At 62.1% G+C, this 18,310-nt stretch carries 17 protein-coding genes, 1 tRNA gene, 1 pseudogene and 3 riboswitches; of the genes and pseudogenes, 9 read left to right on the forward strand and 10 right to left on the reverse strand.

Annotated elements, in window-relative coordinates; all coding sequences use genetic code 11:
- Window positions 1-91 precede the first annotated feature (91 nt).
- From gcvH to M0D67_RS11400, 4 genes are all read right to left on the reverse strand, one after another.
- On the reverse strand, window positions 92-472 hold the full coding sequence (gcvH, locus tag M0D67_RS11385) for a glycine cleavage system protein GcvH (RefSeq protein ID WP_154566472.1): 381 nt from the start codon (window positions 470-472) through the stop codon (window positions 92-94).
- A 63-nt stretch (window positions 473-535) separates the two neighbouring features.
- Window positions 536-1,654 carry a glycine cleavage system aminomethyltransferase GcvT gene (gene gcvT / locus M0D67_RS11390; RefSeq protein ID WP_266238851.1) on the reverse strand — a complete coding sequence of 373 codons (1,119 nt, stop codon included), beginning with the start codon at window positions 1,652-1,654 and terminating at the stop codon, window positions 536-538.
- A gap of 80 nt (window positions 1,655-1,734) precedes the next feature.
- A riboswitch (glycine riboswitch) is annotated at window positions 1,735-1,894 on the reverse strand.
- Between the two features lie 33 nt (window positions 1,895-1,927).
- Window positions 1,928-2,029, reverse strand: a riboswitch (glycine riboswitch).
- A 141-nt stretch (window positions 2,030-2,170) separates the two neighbouring features.
- Window positions 2,171-2,524, reverse strand: a complete 354-nt coding sequence (locus tag M0D67_RS11395; RefSeq protein WP_154566470.1) for a hypothetical protein — start codon at window positions 2,522-2,524, stop codon at window positions 2,171-2,173.
- 200 nt (window positions 2,525-2,724) lie between these two features.
- On the reverse strand, window positions 2,725-3,774 hold the full coding sequence (locus tag M0D67_RS11400) for an oxidoreductase (protein WP_171925304.1): 1,050 nt from the start codon (window positions 3,772-3,774) through the stop codon (window positions 2,725-2,727).
- A 431-nt stretch (window positions 3,775-4,205) separates the two neighbouring features.
- Between M0D67_RS11400 and M0D67_RS11405 the strand changes: the two genes are divergently transcribed.
- Together M0D67_RS11405 and M0D67_RS11410 are read left to right on the forward strand one after the other, a co-directional pair.
- Entirely contained in the window at window positions 4,206-6,296 is a 2,091-nt protein-coding gene (locus tag M0D67_RS11405) for a UvrD-helicase domain-containing protein (RefSeq protein WP_171925305.1), read from the forward strand.
- A 220-nt stretch (window positions 6,297-6,516) separates the two neighbouring features.
- Window positions 6,517-7,110, forward strand: a complete 594-nt coding sequence (locus tag M0D67_RS11410) for a hypothetical protein (protein WP_171925306.1) — start codon at window positions 6,517-6,519, stop codon at window positions 7,108-7,110.
- Between the two features lie 82 nt (window positions 7,111-7,192).
- On the opposite strand, the gene M0D67_RS11415 is transcribed toward M0D67_RS11410, so the two are convergent.
- The gene (locus M0D67_RS11415) at window positions 7,193-8,092 is read right to left on the reverse strand and encodes a cytochrome c5 family protein (RefSeq protein WP_171925307.1); all 900 of its coding nucleotides are present in this window, start codon (window positions 8,090-8,092) and stop codon (window positions 7,193-7,195) included.
- Between the two features lie 296 nt (window positions 8,093-8,388).
- On the opposite strand from M0D67_RS11415, the gene M0D67_RS11420 reads away from it, so the two are divergent.
- Window positions 8,389-8,464: transfer RNA gene (locus M0D67_RS11420), tRNA-Arg, on the forward strand.
- Between the two features lie 75 nt (window positions 8,465-8,539).
- Here the strand turns inward: M0D67_RS11420 and M0D67_RS11425 are convergent.
- From M0D67_RS11425 to M0D67_RS11435, 3 genes and pseudogenes are all read right to left on the reverse strand, one after another.
- A pseudogene (locus M0D67_RS11425) lies at window positions 8,540-8,662 on the reverse strand (site-specific integrase); the annotation flags it as partial.
- Window positions 8,661-8,936, reverse strand: a complete 276-nt coding sequence (locus M0D67_RS11430; protein WP_154566466.1) for a BrnA antitoxin family protein — start codon at window positions 8,934-8,936, stop codon at window positions 8,661-8,663. The gene M0D67_RS11430 and the pseudogene M0D67_RS11425, both read right to left, overlap by 2 nt.
- Window positions 8,908-9,189: a BrnT family toxin gene (locus M0D67_RS11435; protein WP_154566465.1), complete on the reverse strand. Its 282-nt coding sequence runs from the start codon at window positions 9,187-9,189 to the stop codon at window positions 8,908-8,910. The genes M0D67_RS11430 and M0D67_RS11435 overlap by 29 nt, the downstream gene beginning before the upstream one ends.
- Window positions 9,190-9,480: 291 nt before the next feature.
- Between M0D67_RS11435 and M0D67_RS11440 the strand changes: the two genes are divergently transcribed.
- Window positions 9,481-9,837 (forward strand): helix-turn-helix domain-containing protein, encoded by a 357-nt coding sequence (locus M0D67_RS11440; RefSeq protein WP_233465125.1) that lies wholly within the window; start codon window positions 9,481-9,483, stop codon window positions 9,835-9,837.
- A gap of 95 nt (window positions 9,838-9,932) precedes the next feature.
- Entirely contained in the window at window positions 9,933-10,235 is a 303-nt protein-coding gene (locus M0D67_RS11445) for a hypothetical protein (RefSeq protein ID WP_171925308.1), read from the forward strand.
- A gap of 59 nt (window positions 10,236-10,294) precedes the next feature.
- Here M0D67_RS11445 and M0D67_RS11450 read toward each other — a convergent pair whose 3' ends face one another.
- On the reverse strand, window positions 10,295-11,314 hold the full coding sequence (locus tag M0D67_RS11450) for an NADP-dependent oxidoreductase (protein WP_266238852.1): 1,020 nt from the start codon (window positions 11,312-11,314) through the stop codon (window positions 10,295-10,297).
- Between the two features lie 164 nt (window positions 11,315-11,478).
- Window positions 11,479-11,650: riboswitch (yybP-ykoY riboswitch) on the forward strand.
- Window positions 11,651-11,750: 100 nt separating this feature from the next.
- Here M0D67_RS11450 and M0D67_RS11455 point away from each other — a divergent pair.
- Window positions 11,751-12,761: a sodium:calcium antiporter gene (locus M0D67_RS11455; protein ID WP_171925310.1), complete on the forward strand. Its 1,011-nt coding sequence runs from the start codon at window positions 11,751-11,753 to the stop codon at window positions 12,759-12,761.
- A gap of 59 nt (window positions 12,762-12,820) precedes the next feature.
- On the opposite strand, the gene M0D67_RS11460 is transcribed toward M0D67_RS11455, so the two are convergent.
- Complete coding sequence (locus M0D67_RS11460; protein ID WP_266238853.1) at window positions 12,821-13,882, reverse strand: HAD family phosphatase; 1,062 nt, start codon at window positions 13,880-13,882, stop codon at window positions 12,821-12,823.
- Between the two features lie 636 nt (window positions 13,883-14,518).
- On the opposite strand from M0D67_RS11460, the gene M0D67_RS11465 reads away from it, so the two are divergent.
- Genes M0D67_RS11465 through M0D67_RS11475 form a run of 3 tightly spaced genes read left to right on the forward strand, consistent with a single transcriptional unit; the run spans window position 14,519 to window position 18,291 of the window.
- Window positions 14,519-15,313, forward strand: coding sequence for a hypothetical protein (locus M0D67_RS11465; RefSeq protein WP_171925312.1), 795 nt, complete (start codon window positions 14,519-14,521; stop codon window positions 15,311-15,313).
- 37 nt (window positions 15,314-15,350) lie between these two features.
- Window positions 15,351-16,775 carry a DUF1254 domain-containing protein gene (locus M0D67_RS11470; RefSeq protein WP_171925313.1) on the forward strand — a complete coding sequence of 475 codons (1,425 nt, stop codon included), beginning with the start codon at window positions 15,351-15,353 and terminating at the stop codon, window positions 16,773-16,775.
- 28 nt (window positions 16,776-16,803) lie between these two features.
- A complete protein-coding gene (locus M0D67_RS11475; RefSeq protein ID WP_266238854.1) occupies window positions 16,804-18,291 on the forward strand; it encodes a DUF1254 domain-containing protein in 1,488 nt (495 codons plus the stop codon).
- Window positions 18,292-18,310 lie beyond the last annotated feature (19 nt).

An 18,310-nucleotide genomic window follows, 5' to 3' on the forward strand; every position in this document is an offset into this window, starting at 1 on the left:
GTGTTCCTGGCGGTGCGGGCGTCCGTTCGACTGTCGAATCGGACGCGCCGCGCCTGTCGGGTTTAAACGTAATGGTGCAAGTTGCGGTGAATCAGGCGCCGACGGCCTTGGCGTACGCGTCCGCGTCGATCAGGCGATCCTGCGATGCGTCCGCGGCCGGCTTGATCTTGAAGAGCCAGTTCTCGTACGGCGCGCTGTTGACGCCATCCGGCGTGTCGGCGACGGCCGGGTTCGCTTCGATGATTTCGCCCGAGACTGGCGCGTAGATATCGGAAGCGGCTTTCACCGACTCGATCACGGCGACGGTGTCGCCAGCGTTGACGGTCTTGCCCAGTTCCTGAACTTCGAAGAAGACGATGTCGCCGAGCGCTTCCTGCGCGTGGTCGGTGATGCCGACCGTCAGCGTGCCGTCCGCTTCGGTGCGGACCCACTCGTGCGATTCGGTGTATTTCAGATCGGCCGGGATGCTCATCGGATGCTCCTATGCGGTGTTATTCGGTATGAACTTAAAAAGGTAAACGCACGCGCCGGCTGCTTAAACTGCGAGCACTTTGCCGTTGCGTACGAACGGCAGTTTTACCACGCTTGCGGGTACGTTTTTGTCACGAATCTGGACGTGAACGGTGTCGCCCGGCTGCACGCCTTTCGGCACGCGCGCAAAGGCGATCGATTCCTGCATCGTGGGTGAAAAAGTGCCGCTGGTGATTTCGCCTTCGCCGTGCGGCGTGACGACTTTCTGGTGAGCACGCAGCACGCCTGCCGCCTTGCCGTTTTCCTTCAGCAGGATCAGACCGACGAACGAGGCCTGCGAGCCGTCGGCTTCAAGCTTGGCCTTGCCGACGAAATCGCGCGGCGAATTCAGATCGACAGTCCAGGCGAGGCCGGCGTCCAGCGGCGAGACGTTGTCGTCCATATCCTGGCCGTACAGGTTCATGCCGGCTTCGAGACGCAGCGTGTCGCGCGCGCCGAGACCCGCAGGGCGCACACCTTGACGCACCAATGCGTCCCAGAACTCGCAGACGGACGTTGCAGGCAGGACGATTTCGAAGCCGTCTTCGCCGGTGTAGCCGGTGCGGGCAATCATCAATTCGCCAAACGGCGTGTTGTCGACGATCGCGGCGTTAAATGGCTTAAGGAGTTCGGTCGAGGTACGGCTGGACGGCGCGACTTGCCAGACCTTATCGCGGGCGTTCGGGCCCTGCACGGCGACGATCGCCAGATCGCGGCGCGGCGTGATGGTCAGGCCGTAGCTGCCTTCGGCGTCGAGCTTGCTGAACCAGGCGACGTCTTTCTCCGCGGTGCCGGCGTTGACGACCAGGCGGAAGTGCGTCTCGCTGAAGTAATAGACGATCAGATCGTCGATCACACCGCCATTCGGGTTCAGCAGACAGGAGTAGAGCGCGCGGCCCGGCGTTTGCAGCTTGGCGACATTGTTGGCCAGCGCGTGTTCGAAGAAGGCGCGCACGCGTTCACCGGTGAAATCGACGACGCACATATGCGAGACGTCGAACATGCCGGCGTCGGTGCGCACGGCGCGGTGTTCGTCGATCTGCGAGCCGTAGTTGACGGGCATGTCCCAGCCGCCGAAATCGACCATGCGGGCGTTGAGCGCACGATGGGTGGCGTTGAGCGGGGTGTGTTTGAGTTCGGTCATGGGGCCTCAGGCGTCTCGCGAAACAAAAAAGGCCATGCGGCGCTACGCCTCGCGGCTGATGCCTGCGAGCGATTGCGTTGCATGACCCCTCTGTCCTCGATACCTGAGAGATTGCGCTGCCGTGCGATGGTGAAGCCGTGATCGCTACGGTGAAACGCGCGCCCCTTCGGTGGGCAGCTTGCCAGAATCTGCTCGATTAAACGATGCAGACGGCTACTGCCGCTCTCCAGAGTGCGAAAAACCGGTGCCTTGATGTTGCCTGGGCGCGGGTTCTTCGACGCAGTCGGTCCTTTTGCCTGAGAGTTTGCGGGTGTGCCCCTTCGGCGGCGCGGCCTGCGATTTTCTGCGGCCAGCACGCTCTCCCGACGCGTGCGGCGAATGTACGCGAGGGCCGGGGGCTTGTCAAATAAAGGCCCGCAAGGGGCATGGGGGTTGGCGCTGCGGGTTCGCGAATGTCAAAAAAAGCGCGGGACGTGATGCCCGCGCTCCTTTGCTTCAGTGCCAGAACTGGCGCGATTATTCGCCGATGGCGTGTGCCGCGTTGTCCAGTTCCTGGTTCAGCACGTGCTGTTCGTCGCCGGACAGGCCGCCGCCGTGTTGCGCCGCCATGTCGTGAGCTTCCTGACGGATCACGTCGAGGCGATGGTGCAACGCACCGCCTTGCGGGGGCGGGTAGTAGCCTTGGTTGACGCGGGCGTCGATGCGGCGGCTCAGGTTGTCGATCCGGCCGTTGACCTGGTTGAAGCGCTGATCCGCGATTTGTTGCGGGTTAGGGCGCGGCGCCGGCGCGGGTTGCTGAGGAGCCACCACGCAGGCGGCGAGGGAGCTGAGCAAAGCGCATGCTGCTAGTGCGCGGACGATACGAGGCATGGACTCTCCGGGAAGTCGTTGTCGTTTTGTGGTGCTACTGGGGTAGCAACGGATTGCCGGGGACTCACGCTGACCGCGGAGGCGGGGTTATTTGTAACGTTATGTTCCTTTCGGGGTTGTCAGGCGTTTTGCCATTGGCGGCGGCATGGTTCGCGTGCCGTCGCCAAATGGCCAAAAAGCGCCCCGTGGCGCTGGGAAAGTCAGCGAATGCGTTCAAACGGCAACCGGACGCCTTCCTCCGAGCTCCGGGCTGCAAGCTCGATGATCGTCATCACGTCGACCGCGTCCTGAGCGCTGACGGGAAATTTCGTGCCGTTCTGAATGGCATCCGCCAAGGCAATATAAAAGCCGACGTATTCGCCGTTGCGCGTAGGCACCTCCCGCTCGACTTCCTGGCCCTCTTCGAGCACACGCAACACACCAGGCGCATTGCCGGCGCCGAACCCGTCATCGCCCGGCCGCAAGCCGGCTTTCAACTGATCTTCCTGCGTATCGAGCCCGTATTTGACGTAGCTCCCCTGCGTGCCGTGGATCGTAAACCTCGGCGCGACGTACGCAGTCAACGCGCTGGCATGCAACACCACTTCGAACTCGCCGTAGCCCAACTGAATATGCACGTAGTCCGGCGCGCTGGCCTGATCGCGATGCGTCCGAACCGTCGCCGACACGGTCTGCGGTGCGCCGAACAGCGCCAGCGCCTGATCGATCAGGTGCGGTCCGAGATCGAATAGCAAACCGCCGCCGCGCGAAGCTTCCTCGCGCCAACGCTGCCGAACCTCCGGCCGGAATCGGTCGAAATGCGATTCGTATTGCGTGATACGCCCCAATTCTCTGCTGGCGAGCAGATCCCGCACGGTCAGAAAATCACCGTCCCAGCGGCGGTTATGAAAGGGGACGAACCGCTTGCCCCGGGCGAGTGCAATGTTGGCGAGCGTGTGAGCATCTGCGGCAGTCAGCGTGACCGGCTTGTCGACCACCACGTGCTTGCCCGCTTCCAGCGCGCGGCGCGCCAGGTCGAAGTGCGTGTCATTGGGTGTCGCGATGACGACGCAGTCGATTTCTTCGAGCGCCAGCAGGGCGTCGAGATCGGCCACCACCTTTGCGTGCGGGTAATCGGCCAGCGCGTGCTCGGGCTGGCTCGTCGCGATGGCCGCGATGCTCGCTCGCCCGCAGTGCTCGATCACCGGCGCATGAAAGGTCGCGCCAGCAAAACCGTAACCCATCAATCCAATCTTCAGCGATGCGGACATGCGTGTCTTCCTGCAAAAACGGCGCGCCGCTTTGCCACCGCGGCGACGGCGCGCAACAACGTAATTGTGGCATGTCCCGAAGGCGGACTGTCGGCATCGTCGCAGGCGCTTGTCGGCGGTGCCTGTCCGGCGGCGCTCGGACGGCAGTTGCAGCCGCGTTCGGGCCAGCTCACTCGAACGTCCGTTTTTCGTCGTCGGGCGAGCTGCCATCGCGGGCCCCGTTCCTGGCCATCCGACAGCGCGCCTGTCACGGCATCCGCTCCAGGCATCCGTGTTAACATCGCTCCTCTCGCGCGGATCGCTGCGAGCCGGAACGCCCCTCTCACTGAGGCACGCGCGCCAGCCACCCGCCCCGCGCAGCATGCCCCCGGGCCTTCGGTCTCGCGATTCCGCACCCAAGCGCCCTCAACCGCATTACCCATCCACTGACGATGTCCGCAGGCCTGAACCCCGCTCAAAATGAAGCGGTCCGTTATCTTGACGGCCCGTGTCTCGTGCTCGCCGGCGCAGGCAGTGGCAAGACGCGCGTGATCACGCAGAAGATCGCCCATCTGATCGAGGCCAAAGGCTTCGAGCCGCGCCACATTGCCGCCGTCACGTTCACGAACAAGGCCGCGTTGGAAATGCGCGAGCGCGTGGGCAAGCTGCTTGAAGGCAAGACGCTCACCACGCCCGGCAAGGAAGGCCGCAAAGTGCCCGTCAACCAGTTGACGGTTTGCACCTTCCACTCGCTCGGCGTGCAAATTCTGCGGCAGGAAGCGGAACACGTCGGTTTGAAGCCGCAGTTCTCGATCATGGATTCGGACGACTGCTTCGGCATGATCCAGGAGCAGGTCGGCTCGACAGACAAGGGTTTCATCCGCAAGATCCAGTCGATCATCTCGCTGTGGAAGAACGGCATGGTCATGCCCGAGCAGGCGATCGCGATCGCCGCAAACGAGGACGAACATCAGGCCGCGATCGTCTACCGCAATTACGTGGCGACGCTGCATGCGTATCAGGCGGTCGATTTCGACGACCTGATCCGTCTGCCCGCCGAACTCTTCGAGAAGAACGAGCAGGTGCGCGACCGCTGGCAGAACAAGCTGCGCTATCTGCTGATCGACGAGTATCAGGACACTAACGCGTGCCAGTACGAACTGGTGAAACTGCTGGCCGGCAAGCGCGCGGCGTTCACGGCGGTCGGCGACGACGATCAGGCAATCTATGGCTGGCGCGGCGCGACGCTCGAAAATCTCGGGCAGCTCAGCAAGGATTTTCCGAAGCTGCATCTGATCAAGCTCGAGCAGAACTACCGTTCGACGGTGCGCATTCTGACCGCCGCGAACAACGTGATCGCGAACAACCCGAAGCTGTTCGAAAAGAAGCTGTGGTCCGAACACGGCATGGGCGACACGATCACCGTCACGCCGTGCAACGACGAAGAGCACGAGGCCGAGTCCGTGGTGTTCCGCCTGTCCGCGCACAAGTTCGAGCGGCGCGCGAATTTTCGCGACTACGCGATCCTGTACCGCGGGAACTTCCAGGCGCGCATCTTCGAACAGGTGCTGCGTCGCGAGCGGATTCCGTATGTGTTGTCGGGCGGCCAGTCGTTCTTCGACAAAGCCGAGATCAAGGATATCTGCGCGTATCTGCGCCTGATCGCCAACGCGAACGACGACCCGGCGTTCATCCGCGCGATCACCACGCCGCGTCGCGGCGTCGGAAATACGACGCTCGAAGCGCTCGGCTCGTTTGCGGGTCAGGCGAAGGTGTCGTTGTTCGAAGCGGTGTACATGGGTGGCATCGAGGCGCGCCTGTCGCCGCGTCAGATCGAACCGATGCGCGTGTTCTGCGACTTCATGCAGCGCCTCACCGATCGTGCCGAGAAGGATGCCGCCGGGACCTTGCTCGACGAACTGATGGACGCAATTCACTACGAAGCCTATCTGTACGACGCGTTCGACGAACGTCAGGCGCAGTCCAAGTGGCAGAACGTGCTCGAGTTCATGGAATGGCTGAAGCGCAAGGGCACCAAGGCTGAACCCGAAGGTTCGGAGAAGAGCGAGGCAACCGGCTACGACACCGCCGACGGCTTCGGCGACACCGGTAAGAGTCTGCTCGGCCTGATTCAGACCGTCGCGCTGATGTCGATGCTCGAAGGTCGTGAAGAAGATCCGGACGCCGTGCGGCTTTCAACGGTGCACGCGTCGAAGGGGCTGGAATATCCGCACGTGTTTCTGGTGGGCGTCGAAGAAGGCATCATGCCGCACCGTGGCGGCCCGGACGACGAGCCGATCGACGACGCGCGCATCGAGGAAGAGCGTCGTCTGATGTACGTCGCGATTACACGGGCGCAGCGCAGTCTGCATCTGAACTGGTGTAAGAAGCGCAAGCGCGCGAGAGAGACCGTGGTGTGCGAGCCGTCGCGCTTCATCCCCGAGATGCTGCTCGACGACGCCCCGCCGCCGACACCCGAAGAAGCGCCGATGTCGCCGAAGGATCGGCTTGCGAGTTTGAAGGCGTTGTTGCAGAAGCCTTGAGTGATGGAGCGAACGCGTGTGCGTTGCGTTCGCTTGATCGCAAGCGCACGCTTGGCTCGGAGGCGCCGTGCGTAGGCAACCGCAATTCGTTTGCATTCCCCGACTTGCCCACATAACCCCGCGCGCGGCAGGTGCATCGGCGGTTTTTCCACGGACGCACGCTACAGTGGCACGGCCCGTTGATCGGGCGTCGATCAGGCATCAATCGGAGACCGCTCGCATGCACACGCCGCCGCTCGCGCACTATCGCCGCGCGCTCGAAACCTACATCGACGCAAAAGACAACACGCGTGCTAATCGCATTGCCGTGGCCTTCGCACCGGATGCGGTCCTCACCGTTTCGCTCGCTACGTCGAATATCGCGTTTCCGGCGCGCACAGTCGGGGCTGGTGCGATCACGAAAACGCTCGTCACCGATTTCGGCGCGCAGTACGCGCAGTGCCGCACCTATTACGTGTGCGATTCGCTCGCGGTGGACAACGGCACGATCGACGCCTTACCCTGGCTGGTGGTGATGCGCGAACGGGCAACCGGCGCATTGCGCGTGGGCCACGGAGTGTATCGGTGGACTTTCGACGCGGCGCCGGCCGTCACTGGGTTCCATATCCACATCGCACGCATGGACGTCGTGCCGGACGTCGACGGCAAATTGCTCGAAGCGTTGCAAGATGGGCTGAGCTATCCGTGGCTAGTGCCTGCCGACCTGCACACGCATTTGACGTCGCTGGCTCGTACCACGCCGGCGTTGGCATTTGTCGAGGCGTTCAGCCGCACCGCGGTTGCATCGGCAGGCGCCTGGGCCGACGGCGCATAAAGCGCATTTCGGATAAAAAAATCCCTGCCCGTGTCGCCACGGTGCAGGGATTTTTTGTCCTGCGACAACCGCCAGAAGCGCCTTATTTCGCCGCGCTGACCATGTAGTCGACGGCCGCCTTCACGTCCGCGTCGGAGGCAGTCGAGCCACCCTTGGGCGGCATCGCGCCCTTGCCGTGCAGCGCATAGTTGTAGACCGTGTCGATCGGGTCTTTCAGGCGCGACGCCCATGCTTCCTTGTCGCCGAACTTCGGTGCGTTCAGCACGCCGGCCGCGTGACAGGCCTGGCAAACCTGCTGATACAGCGCCTTGCCGGCTTGAGAGGCGTCCGCGCTTTGGGTTCCGCCCGCTGCTGGCGCAGCCGCTTGCGGCACGCTGGCCATGGCCGCCATTGCTGCAGCGGCTTGTGCGGCGCCAGCGTCCGAAGCACCCGCCGGCGCGGCGGCAGCAGCGCCAGACGCGGCGGCCGCCGCGCCCGCTGCCGGTTGCGCCGGTTCAGGGAAGCTCGCACCGGAATTGTTCGCCATGTAAGCCACCGCGCGGGCGATTTCGAAGTCGCTGTAGTCGTCCGGGCTGGTGCCGCCACGCGCGGGCATCGCGCCCTTGCCGACGAGCGCCGTGTGCCACAGCGTGTCGAAGCCCTGCGCGATGCGCGGCGCCCAGTCGGCGGTATTGGTGAATTTCGGCGCGCCTGCCGCACCCGACGCGTGACACGCAGAGCAAACGGCCTTGTAGACCTCTTCGCCGGACTTGTAGACGCGCGGCGCATTGGCGTCGCGAATGTCGACTTGCGCGAGCGGCTTGATGCGCGCGCTGACCTCGGCGTCGGAAAGACTGTCCGTGCCGGCGCCGGTGCGCGTCGAATTATCGACGTAGATCACGAGCAGAACGATGATGACGATCGGTACCGCAAAACTGGCAATGATCGCGGCGATGAGCTGCCCGGGGGTTTTGATTGGGGCTCCGTGTGGTGCTTCGCTCATGCTTGTCTCGTCTCCGTGGGTATGTGAGCGGTACAGCGTGACGGCAACTTCTTGTTCTTTAATCAGGCACGGACGATTATAGACGCAACATTTCGGCGGCGGCGAGGGGCGCGGCGAGGTGTTCAGCAGGCGTTTACCCGCATCGAAAGGTGCGGCCGGTGCCCCCTGGATGGCGGGCAGGAGGCGCCCAATCCCGCCATATAGGCCGTCCGGTGGACGGTTTGGCCGAAACCGGGTATCCTTTCGGTCTCGCTTTGGCGTCGCTCCTGTTCAGGTTGCCGCGCTTTCGTGTTGAAGCGCCCGTAGCTCAATGGATAGAGTACTGCCCTCCGAAGGCAGGGGTTGCTGGTTCGATCCCAGCCGGGCGCACCAATAGCCGTAAGGCTTTCAGCGGTTTCTCTGCTTCACCGTTTCCCCCAGCACAGTGAAAATATAGTCGGCCGGCAGTCATCTGTAGGTCGACGACGGTGTGTGCAGCTGAACCCAACGTGCCAGGCGATCGGCTGACAGGTGCGCGTAGCGTTGCACCATTTCCAGCGTTTCCCACCCTCCCGACTCCTTTAGCACCTCATGCGTGGTGTGTCTTGAGCCAGTCGCGCAGTGCGTCGTTCATGCGCGTTTGCCAGCCTTCGCCGCTTGCTCTGAAACGCTCCACTATCTCAGCGTCGTATCGAATCGTCACCGCGACTTTCGGGTGCGCAAGCTTAGGTCGGCCGCCGCGCGGCTTCATCTGTGCGAACTGTTCATCGGTCGGTTCGAACGTGTCAGGGTCGGCCGCGATGCCGCGAGCAATCGCGGCTTCTTCTTCGGGCGTGTTACGGATCAATTTGGGTTGCTTTTTCATAGCGGTCTATCTCCCGGTTGTTCGCCTTGCGCAGACTAATAACCCGAAAGGTTTCGCCGCGCTGCGTGAACACGACGCAATAGAGGCGGGCGTCGATCACGGCATAGCCAATTTCGCGCAACTCGCCGTAATCCTTGCGGTCGTCGGGTGCGCACCATACGGACGACCAATCAATCGCTTCGGCGATTGACAGAGATACGCCGTGCTTCTGCTCGTTGGCGTTGCTCTTGGTTTGGTCGTGAGTCGTTTTCATATGGTTATTGTAGTTACAAAAACAAAGGGCCGTAACAGGTTTTTGTAACTACGTTTACTTGCCTGGCTTGCGAAAGTGGTCTCGGTGTCGGTCGCTCGTCGGGTCGTCGCGCGTTTCCAGTTCTTCCTGATGGATGCGCGGCATGAATCCGTCCTCCGTCTAAAAACCAATCAAGAGGGTTTTGATTAACAACAACTCGATTGTGGAGTACTCCATTATGATGTAAATCAACCTATTAACTCACAATCCAGAGCTACAATCATGGCTGGACTTTCACCGCTGAGCTTAGCCATGAACCCAAAGGACGAACAGTTTTTCAAGGCGCTGGGCGCGCGTATCGCCAGCGCCCGCAAGGCCCACGAGTTCACCCAACAGCAACTCGCCGAGCAGCTCGGCATTGCCCAGCAGACCCTCGCTCACTACGAAGGTGGGCGGCTGCGGCTGCCTGCCTCACTGCTACCGGAGTTGACCAGAACGCTTGGGCTTTCATCCGATGAACTGCTGGGGCAGAACGTCACCCCAGACGGCAAACGCGGTCCGTCCTCTAAGCTGCAACAGCAGATCGAGGCGATCAGCCGGCTACCGAAGGCGCGGCAACGCTTCGTGTCCGAGATGCTTGATACGGTGCTGGCACAGAGCCAGCGGTAAGGAAGGAGATTTGATGCAGTAGAAGAAGCGCGGGCCGCATGGGCGGCAACCCATACGGCCCGCTGACCACCACCAACTCACCGAAGGAGTTGACCATGGCTGATGCCAATCTTAAACCACGTCGCGCACGCGACGAACACGTCACGCGCATTTCCGTTGCGCTTGAAGCAGACCGCACGCACGAACGCGGCAAGCGTACTGCCTTTCCCTGGATGCAGGTTACCGATGCCATGCTCGAACACGCCGGCTTCCTGCCCGGACACCAGGTCCGGTTCACCATCGACTACCGGCTCGGACAGATCACCATCACCCCGGACTATGACTACAGAGTTGCCGGCAGGTACATGACCGCGCCAGAGACCGAGGCCATGCTGCAAAGACGCAGCAAACGGAAATAAACAATCCACAAACGACAACCCCGGCCAGCGTCGGGGTTGTCGTTCAGGAACTCACACCTTCATACCCTCACCAGCAGCTTCCCAAGATTCTTCCCCTCAAACAGGCTATTCAGCGCGTTCGGCAACGCGTCAAACCCATCGACGTAAGTCTCCTGATAAACGATTTCACCGTTCTTCACCCACGGCGCAACCGTCTGCAGCATCTCATCCATCCGATGCGTAAAATCGCGCGCCAGAATCCCCTGAATCGTCGCGCGCTGAAACAGCATGTGCTGCAGGAAGCGCGGCGCGAGGTCCGGCGTGTCGAGACCGCCGTCGTATTGAGCGATCGCGCCGCAGATCACGATCCGTGCGCGGCGCTTGATGAGCGGAATCACCGCATCTGTGACCATGCCGCCCACGTTGTCGAAATAGACATCGACGCCGCCGGTCGCCGCCTGCAGCGCTGACTGCAAGCCTTCAAGCGTCGGATGCGCCCGATAGTCGACCGCGCCGTCGAGCTTCAGCGTGTCGGTCAGAAACGCGCACTTGTCCGGACCGCCCGCTATCCCAATGACGCGACATCCGGCGCGCTTGCCGAACTGCGCGACCAGCGAGCCGACTGCGCCCGCCGCACCGGACACGACCAGCGTGTCGCCCGGACGCGGCTTGCCCGCTTCCATCAAACCGAACCACGCGGTGCGTCCCGGCATGCCGAGCACGCCGAGCGCGGTCGAAACCGGCGCCGCGGCGGGGTCCAGTTTGGCCAGTTCGCTGTGATGGCACTTGGCATACAACTGCCAGCCGCTATAGGCCGACACCCAGTCGCCCTGCTTGAACAGCGGGCTCGCCGACGCCACCACTTCACCCACCACGCCCGCTCGCTGCACGATGCCGAGTGGATGCGGCACATCGTAGGTATTGCGTTCGTGCTGCTGGATGCGAATGTACGGATCGACGCTGATAATGCGCGCCCGGATGAGCACCTCATTGGATGACAATTTGTCGTCGAGTTCGCTTTCGCGTAACTCGTAATGCTCATCGCCAACGCGTCCTTCAGGACGCTTGACGTAAAACCACTGGCGGTTTTGAAAACTCATGTGAACACTCACTGCGGTCGTAAACGGTGAGTGATCTTACCAGTGGGGCCATCGCACGCTTGCGAGGCTGATGTCGCATCACCGGACGGCCGTAGCAAAACCAGAGGGCGCCGGCCCACGCGCCCGATTCCAAGCTTGTTGAAAGCCGCCCGTCCCGTTAGAATCCCCCAGTCACTGGGGAGTAGCCTTCCTTCATCCTTTGAAGGAGAGCGCGTCAACATACTTGGCCTGCGGGTCATGGCGCGTTCGACCGGGTCGGTTTGGCGAGACCATTGGCGCACTGCTTCGTTCTGGTCGGACGGGTCGCGGTGCGTCATTGGTTCGTTACTTTCGTCCGACCGCGGAGTTGCCCTGTGAAACATCGTTGTGCCCTGCCAGTCTCCCCACTTGCCGGTCCGTTGTGCCGCTTCCCCTTTGCATTTGCAGGGAGCCACGCATGACCGGTCTCCTGTTCCAACTCGCCATCATGCTGGTCGTCATTCTCGTGGCGGCCGAGCTCTTCACCAATGCCCTCGAGCATCTCGGCGAGCGTCTGAAAATCTCCGAGGGCGTGACGGGTTCGCTGTTCGCGGCGGTCGGTACCGCCTTGCCCGAAACCCTCGTCCCGCTGCTCGCGATTGCGGGCGGCACGACCGATAGCGCGGTCAATCAGGAGATCGGCGTCGGCGCGATTCTCGGCGCGCCGCTCATGCTCTCCACCCTCTCCACCTTCCTGATGACGCTGGCGATTCTCGGTTCGCGCGGTGCCGGCGGCTGGGTCACGCCGGAACGCACGGGTTTCACGCGCGATCTGAACTACTTCCTGTGCGCCTTTGTGCTGGCCGCCGCGGCAATGTACGTGCCGCATGAAGAGATGATCGTACGGGGGCTGTTCAGCGCGGCGCTGGTCGGTGTGTACATCGCGTATGTGGTGATGACGTTCCGTGCATCGAACAAACTGGTCGACGCCGGTCACGGCACTGAAGCGCCGGGCAGAATGCTGCTGTCGCGTCTTGGCTTGCCCACCAATCTCGCGACCATTGCCGTGCAGTTGGTGCTGGCGGTTGCGTTGCTGGTGTGGGGCGCGGAAGGCTTCATCCACGGTGTGCGGGGCGTGTCGCAGGTGCTCGGCGTCTCGCCATTGCTGCTGTCGCTGCTGATCATTCCGATCGCCACCGAGTTGCCGGAGAAGGTCAACAGCATCCTGTGGATTCGCCGTGGCAAGGACACGCTGGCGTTCGGCAACATCACCGGCGCGATGGTTTTCCAGGGCACGCTGCTGCCCGCCATCGGGATTCTGCTGACACCGTGGACGCCGCGTATCGAAGTGGTGACCGGTATCGTGATCACGCTCGCCGCCGCCGCGTGGCTGCGGATCAACGTGCGCGCGCGCGGCGTGCCGGTGTGGGCGCTGCTGGTGTGCGGCGTGCTCTACGCCGCTTATCTGGCGATCACGCTGAGCCGCTGAGCGCGTGATGAAAGACCGGGAAGGCCGCAGCGAAGCGCGGCCTTCCCAACCAGCCGCCCTTAATTGGACGGCGCCGCCGCAGCCGTTGCTGTGCTATCCGTCTTGAAGACCGTCTTCCAGTCATCCTTCACATCGACGACGAGCCAGCCTTTCGCGCCGGCTTCGTCCAGACCCTTGTCGAGCTTGCCGCTTTTCGCCGTGCGATCGTACGCATACTCCCGTTCGCCGTCGGTGTGGTGCAGCAGCGCCGCGAGGCGCGGACCGTCGCCAGCCGAGGTCCATTCGAGCATCGGCACGTCGCCGTCCGCGTTGCCGAACGCGATCACCGGACGCCGGCCGATCGCGCGGTCGATGGCAAGCGGTTTGGCCGCGCCATCGACGAGCGTGTCGACTTGGGCAAGCCGGGTCAACGCTACGGCGCCGTTCGTCTGGCTGTACTTGTATTTGACGGTGCTGCCGATCACCTGCTCGGGCGGAATGCCGTACACGCGCTGCGCGATCTCACGGACGAACTCGACATCGCTGCCCGTCACCAGATAGGTCCTGAAGCCGTTGGCGCGCAGATAGGCGAGCAACTCGAGCATCGGCTGATAAGCGAGGTCGGCGTACGGGCGATTGAAGCGCGGGTCGCTCGCGGAGTCGAACCATTCGTGCACGAGCGCGGCGAATTGATCGCTGGTCATGCCGGCATGCGCCGCCGCCAGCAGCCTCATCGAACCGGCGTCGCCGCTCGCCGCGATGCTCTTCAGATTTCCTTTCAGAATCGAGAGGAACGGGTCCTGCCGTTTCCATTCCGGATGCCGGCCGGCCACCGTCTTCACCCGTTGCAACGCGAACACCAGTTGTACCGAGGCGGGTTGCTCCGGCCACAACGTGCCGTCGTTGTCGAATACGGCGATCCGGTCGGCGCGCGGGATGAAGTCTTTCGACTCTGGCGTCGTGACCAGCGTGACGAAATCGACAATCGAGCGTTTGCTCGCAGTATCGTTCCACGACGCGAGAGTTGCGGCGGTCGACGCGCCGGTCGGCGACTCGCTTGCGTCGTGGTGCGGCGTAACGGTACAAGCTGAAAGAACCATAACGGTCAAAGCAATGCAGTACCGGTGCATCGTGCGAATCATAAAAGCCTCATCAAAAGCGGTGGGTCAAACTTTAAGCGAGCGCAAGTCTAATGGGACACGGCGCTTGTTGCAGCCCATTTTGTTGCTTTTTTTGGACGACGGCGTGAATGCCGGTAATTGTCAAATGGCGTATGCCGCTATGCAGCTTTTTATGCAACAAGCAAACAAATGCTCAACGTAGTGGCAAAAGTGTGGAATAAGAATGGCGGCCAAAATTTAACTCCGTCCGAAATTGCGTAGATTTCTATCGCGTTACAAATTTATCTCTGTAATCTCCTGAAACGTTTGCTACTATTCCGCCACAACACTCCCGGATTGTGAATTTTTTACCTCCGCATGCGTCGTTTGGTGCGGCGTCTCTTGAGTCTGAAAGGAGCGTCCATGCAAGCCCTGTATCCGGCCGTACCGTCTTTCCAGCTTGCTCGAAAGACTTAGTGCGAATTAATCGCGCATCTTATCCGCTTTGCATATTTCCCCGGTTGCGCGTGGCCACCGGGTGAGGTGAACTTACGCCTGCGATTAGTTTGCGTTAGTTCGACCTAATTCGAAAATACGAATGCCATTGCTCCTGCTTTATTTGCATCGGGCAAAAGAATGCGTTCGCCTATAAGAAATGCCCATAGACGAGGTGCGCGAATGGGTTGTAAAAGCGTGGTTGGGTCGGTAGCGTTATACGCCGCCTCGGTGGTGTTGTCGCCGGCGTTCGCTCAGGCATCGGCCGACGAAGCCAATAAGAGTAATAACCCGCTTAATCTGGCCGCCTCATTCAACATCCAGAATTACTACACGCCGAGCGTGTTCGGCGCGAGCGCACACACCAACGATCTGCTCTTGCGCCCCACCGTGCCGATCGGCCCGAACAGCCTGATCGGCGTGCCGGAAATTTTCCGCGCCACGGTGCCGGTCAGCACGCGGCCCGATCCAAGCGGCGGCTATAACACCGGCCTCGGCGACCTGAATCTATTCGACATCTTCCTGCTCTCGCAAGGCGACGTGCAGGTCGGCGTCGGCCCGCTCGTGACGATGCCGACCGCCACCGACCCGAGCCTCGGCACCGGCAAGTGGCAGGCCGGTCTTGCCGCGGTCGCCGTCAGCGCGACGAAGGCGCGGCTCCTCGGCGCCCTGGTGCAGTGGCAACACTCGTTCGCGGGACAAAGCAGCCGGCCCACCACGCAATCGCTCACCGCGCAGCCGTTCGGCATCTTCAACCTGCCGGGCGGCTGGTATATCCGCTCGACCGGCACCTGGACTTTCGACCTGCAGCATGGCAGCTATTACATCCCGGTGGGTCTGGGTGCGGGCAAAGCGTGGAAAGGCGGCTCGACCATCTACAACGCGTTTATCGAGCCGCAATACTCGGTAGCGCATTCAGGCGCCGGCGTGCCGAAGTTCACCATCTTCGCCGGGCTGAACATGACGTTCGGCAAATAAGCACAAAAAACTGAGTACAGAAACAGAGGACTTAACCATGACCTTATTCAAACGCCTGCCGACCTGCGCAGTCATCGCGGCCTTGTCACTGATCACGTTACCGCATACGCAAGCCGTCGCTCAAGCGAGCGCCCCCACGGCGGCGACAGCGGCCGTCACCGCCTCGCCTGAAGAAGCGCGCGCGATCGCCAAAGACGCGTTCCTCTACGCGTATCCGATGCTGTTCAACTACAAGACGCTTTATGAGCAGGCGCTCGATTCCAGCTCGAAGTCTTATGTGGGCGGCTTCGGCAAGTTCCGCAACTACTCGCATCCGTACGGTCCTGAGAACAAGGACATCGTCACGCCGAACAACGACACGCCGTACTCGTGGGCGTGGCTCGATCTGCGTCGCGAGCCGTGGGTGCTGACGGTGCCCCCGGTGCCGAAAGAGCGCTACTACGTCTTCCAGTGGATCGACCTGTACACCTACAACTTCGCGTACGTCGGTTCGCGCGCCACGGGCAACGGCGCGGGCCACTATCTGTTCGCCGGCCCGAACTGGCACGGTGATACACCCAAGGGCATCGACAAGGTGTTCCGCTCCGAGACGGACCTGATCCTGACGCTCGGCCGCACGGCGCTCAACGGCGCGAGCGACGTCAAAAACGTCGAGGCGATCCAGAAGCAATACAAGCTCACGCCGCTGTCCGCCTTCGAACATACGGCTGCGCCGCCGCCCGTCGCGAAGCTCGATTTTCCGAAGTGGGATGAAGCGAAGGCGACTTCGGTCGACTTCATCGCCTATCTGAACTTCATGCTGCAGTTCACGCAGCCGCCGGCGCCGTCCGAGCAGGAATTGATGGCGCGCTTCGCGAAGATCGGCATTGCGCCGGGCGCGCCGTTCGATCCGGCCACCGTGACGCCGGAAACGCGCGCCGCGCTCGAAGCCGGTGTCGCAGACGGCAAAGCCGCATTGGCCGACGCGGAAAAACACACCACTGGCTCGTTCAGCCTGTTCGGCAGCCGTGCGGATCTGAAGGACGACTACACCACGCGCGCCGTCGCGGCGGCGATGGGGATTTACGGCAATACCAAGGAAGAAGCGGTGTACGTCGGCACACGCGTGAACGGCGAACGCGCGCAACTGCTCGGCTCAGAGCCGTACGTGCTGCACTTCGACAAGAAGGACTTGCCGCCCGCGAAATTCTTCTGGTCGATGACGCTGTACGACCTGCCCGCGCGCCATCTGGTTGCGAATCCAATCAACCGTTACTCGATCGGCGATCGCACCAAAGGCCTGAAGTACGGCGCCGATGGCTCGCTGGATATCTACGTGCGGAACACGTCGCCGGGTGCGGACAAGACGTCGAACTGGCTGCCGGCGCCCACTGGTGCGTACACCCTCGTCATGCGCATCTATGGCCCGGATGAGAAGGTGCTCGACGGCGACTGGAAATTCCCCGAGCCCCAAAAGCGCTAAGCCGCGCATGGACGAACCTGAGGACAATATGAATAAGAAAACAGCGACATGGGTCACGGCCGCCGTGCTGGCGTCGGTTGCTGCACCCATTCTGGCGAAGACGCAGCAGGACCAGCCTGCCCACGCAACGGCCACTATGGCGTCCGTGCCGGGCCCGGTGGCCGGCTACGCGATCTCTGAAGAATACGCACGATTGGTAGCGCGCCAGACCTACTTCTGGGCGTGGCCGATGGTGAACGTCTACGGCCGTCTGCTGGCGATGAAGCAGGTCCCACAGCCGGGTCTGAACGGCGGCATCGTGCCGGTTGCGCCGCCCAATCATCTGTCGATGCTGCGCGACTACATTCAGCCGCAGGAGCGATTTGTTGCGTGTCCGAATCAGGACGTGGTCTACGGCTCCTCGATCCTCGATCTGAATCAGACGCCGGTGGTCGTGCAGGTGCCCGATTTTGGCAAACGCTTCTGGGTCTATCAGGCCGTCGATCTGCGTACCGACGGTTTCGCGAGTCTCGGCAAGATGTACGGCACACGTCCGGGCTTCTATCTCCTAGCGGGCCCTGACTGGCACGGCCAGGTGCCGAAGGGCATCCGCCAGGTGTTCCGCTCGTCGACCGGAGTCGGCAGTTTTATTCCGCGCGTTTTCATGGACGACACGCCTGAAGATCGCGTGGCCGTGCAGTCGGTGATTGCGAAGGTTGGCCTGTATCCGCTCGCCGAGTACGACGGCCAGGTCAAGGAGACCGACTGGTCGAAGCTGCCGAGCTTCGGCGAGGCCGGTGGTGCCGCGGGCGGCAACGCCGAAGAGATCAAGTGGGTCGATCCAAACCGCTTCTGGGACATGCTGCCCACCGTGCTCGACGAGACGCCGCCGCAACGCGGCGAAGAGGCGCTCTACGCGCAGGCGCGCGCATTGATCGTCGCGGCGCAGAAGGATCCGGCAATCAAGACCGCGATTGTTGAGGAAGGGACGAAGGCCGAAGCGGATCTGGTCACGCCGCTGTTCAACTTCAACACCTTTGGCAAGCGGCTGCCGGCGAACTGGAACACCATCAGCAACGGCGCCGCGTTCGGCACGGACTACTTCACACGCACGGCGGTGGCGAAGTCGAACATCTTCGTCAACAAGCCTAACGAGACCAAGTATTTCTACGCCGACGCCGACGCATCCGGTCAGCGTCTCGATGGCAACGCACGCTACACGGTGACGTTCGCCAAGGATCAGTTGCCTCCGGTCAAGGGGTTCTGGTCGCTGACGCTGTACAACTCGCATCACTTCTTCTCGCCGAACCCGCAGAACCGCTACTCGCTCGGCACCAAGAACAAGGACCTGAAGTTCAATGCGGATGGCTCGTTGACGCTCTACGTGCAGAACACGAGTCCCGGTGACGACAAGGTCTCCAACTGGCTGCCGGCGCCCGCCAATGAAGCGTTCTCGCTGTATGTCCGCGCCTATTGGCCGCAGCAACCGGCGCTCGACGGCAGTTGGACGCCGCCGCCGGTCAAGCGTGAACCGTAAGAAAACACGCCGATATGCA

The organism is Paraburkholderia sp. SECH4 (genome assembly GCF_030511745.1).
GTDB classification, from domain to species: Bacteria; Pseudomonadota; Gammaproteobacteria; order Burkholderiales; family Burkholderiaceae; genus Paraburkholderia; species Paraburkholderia madseniana.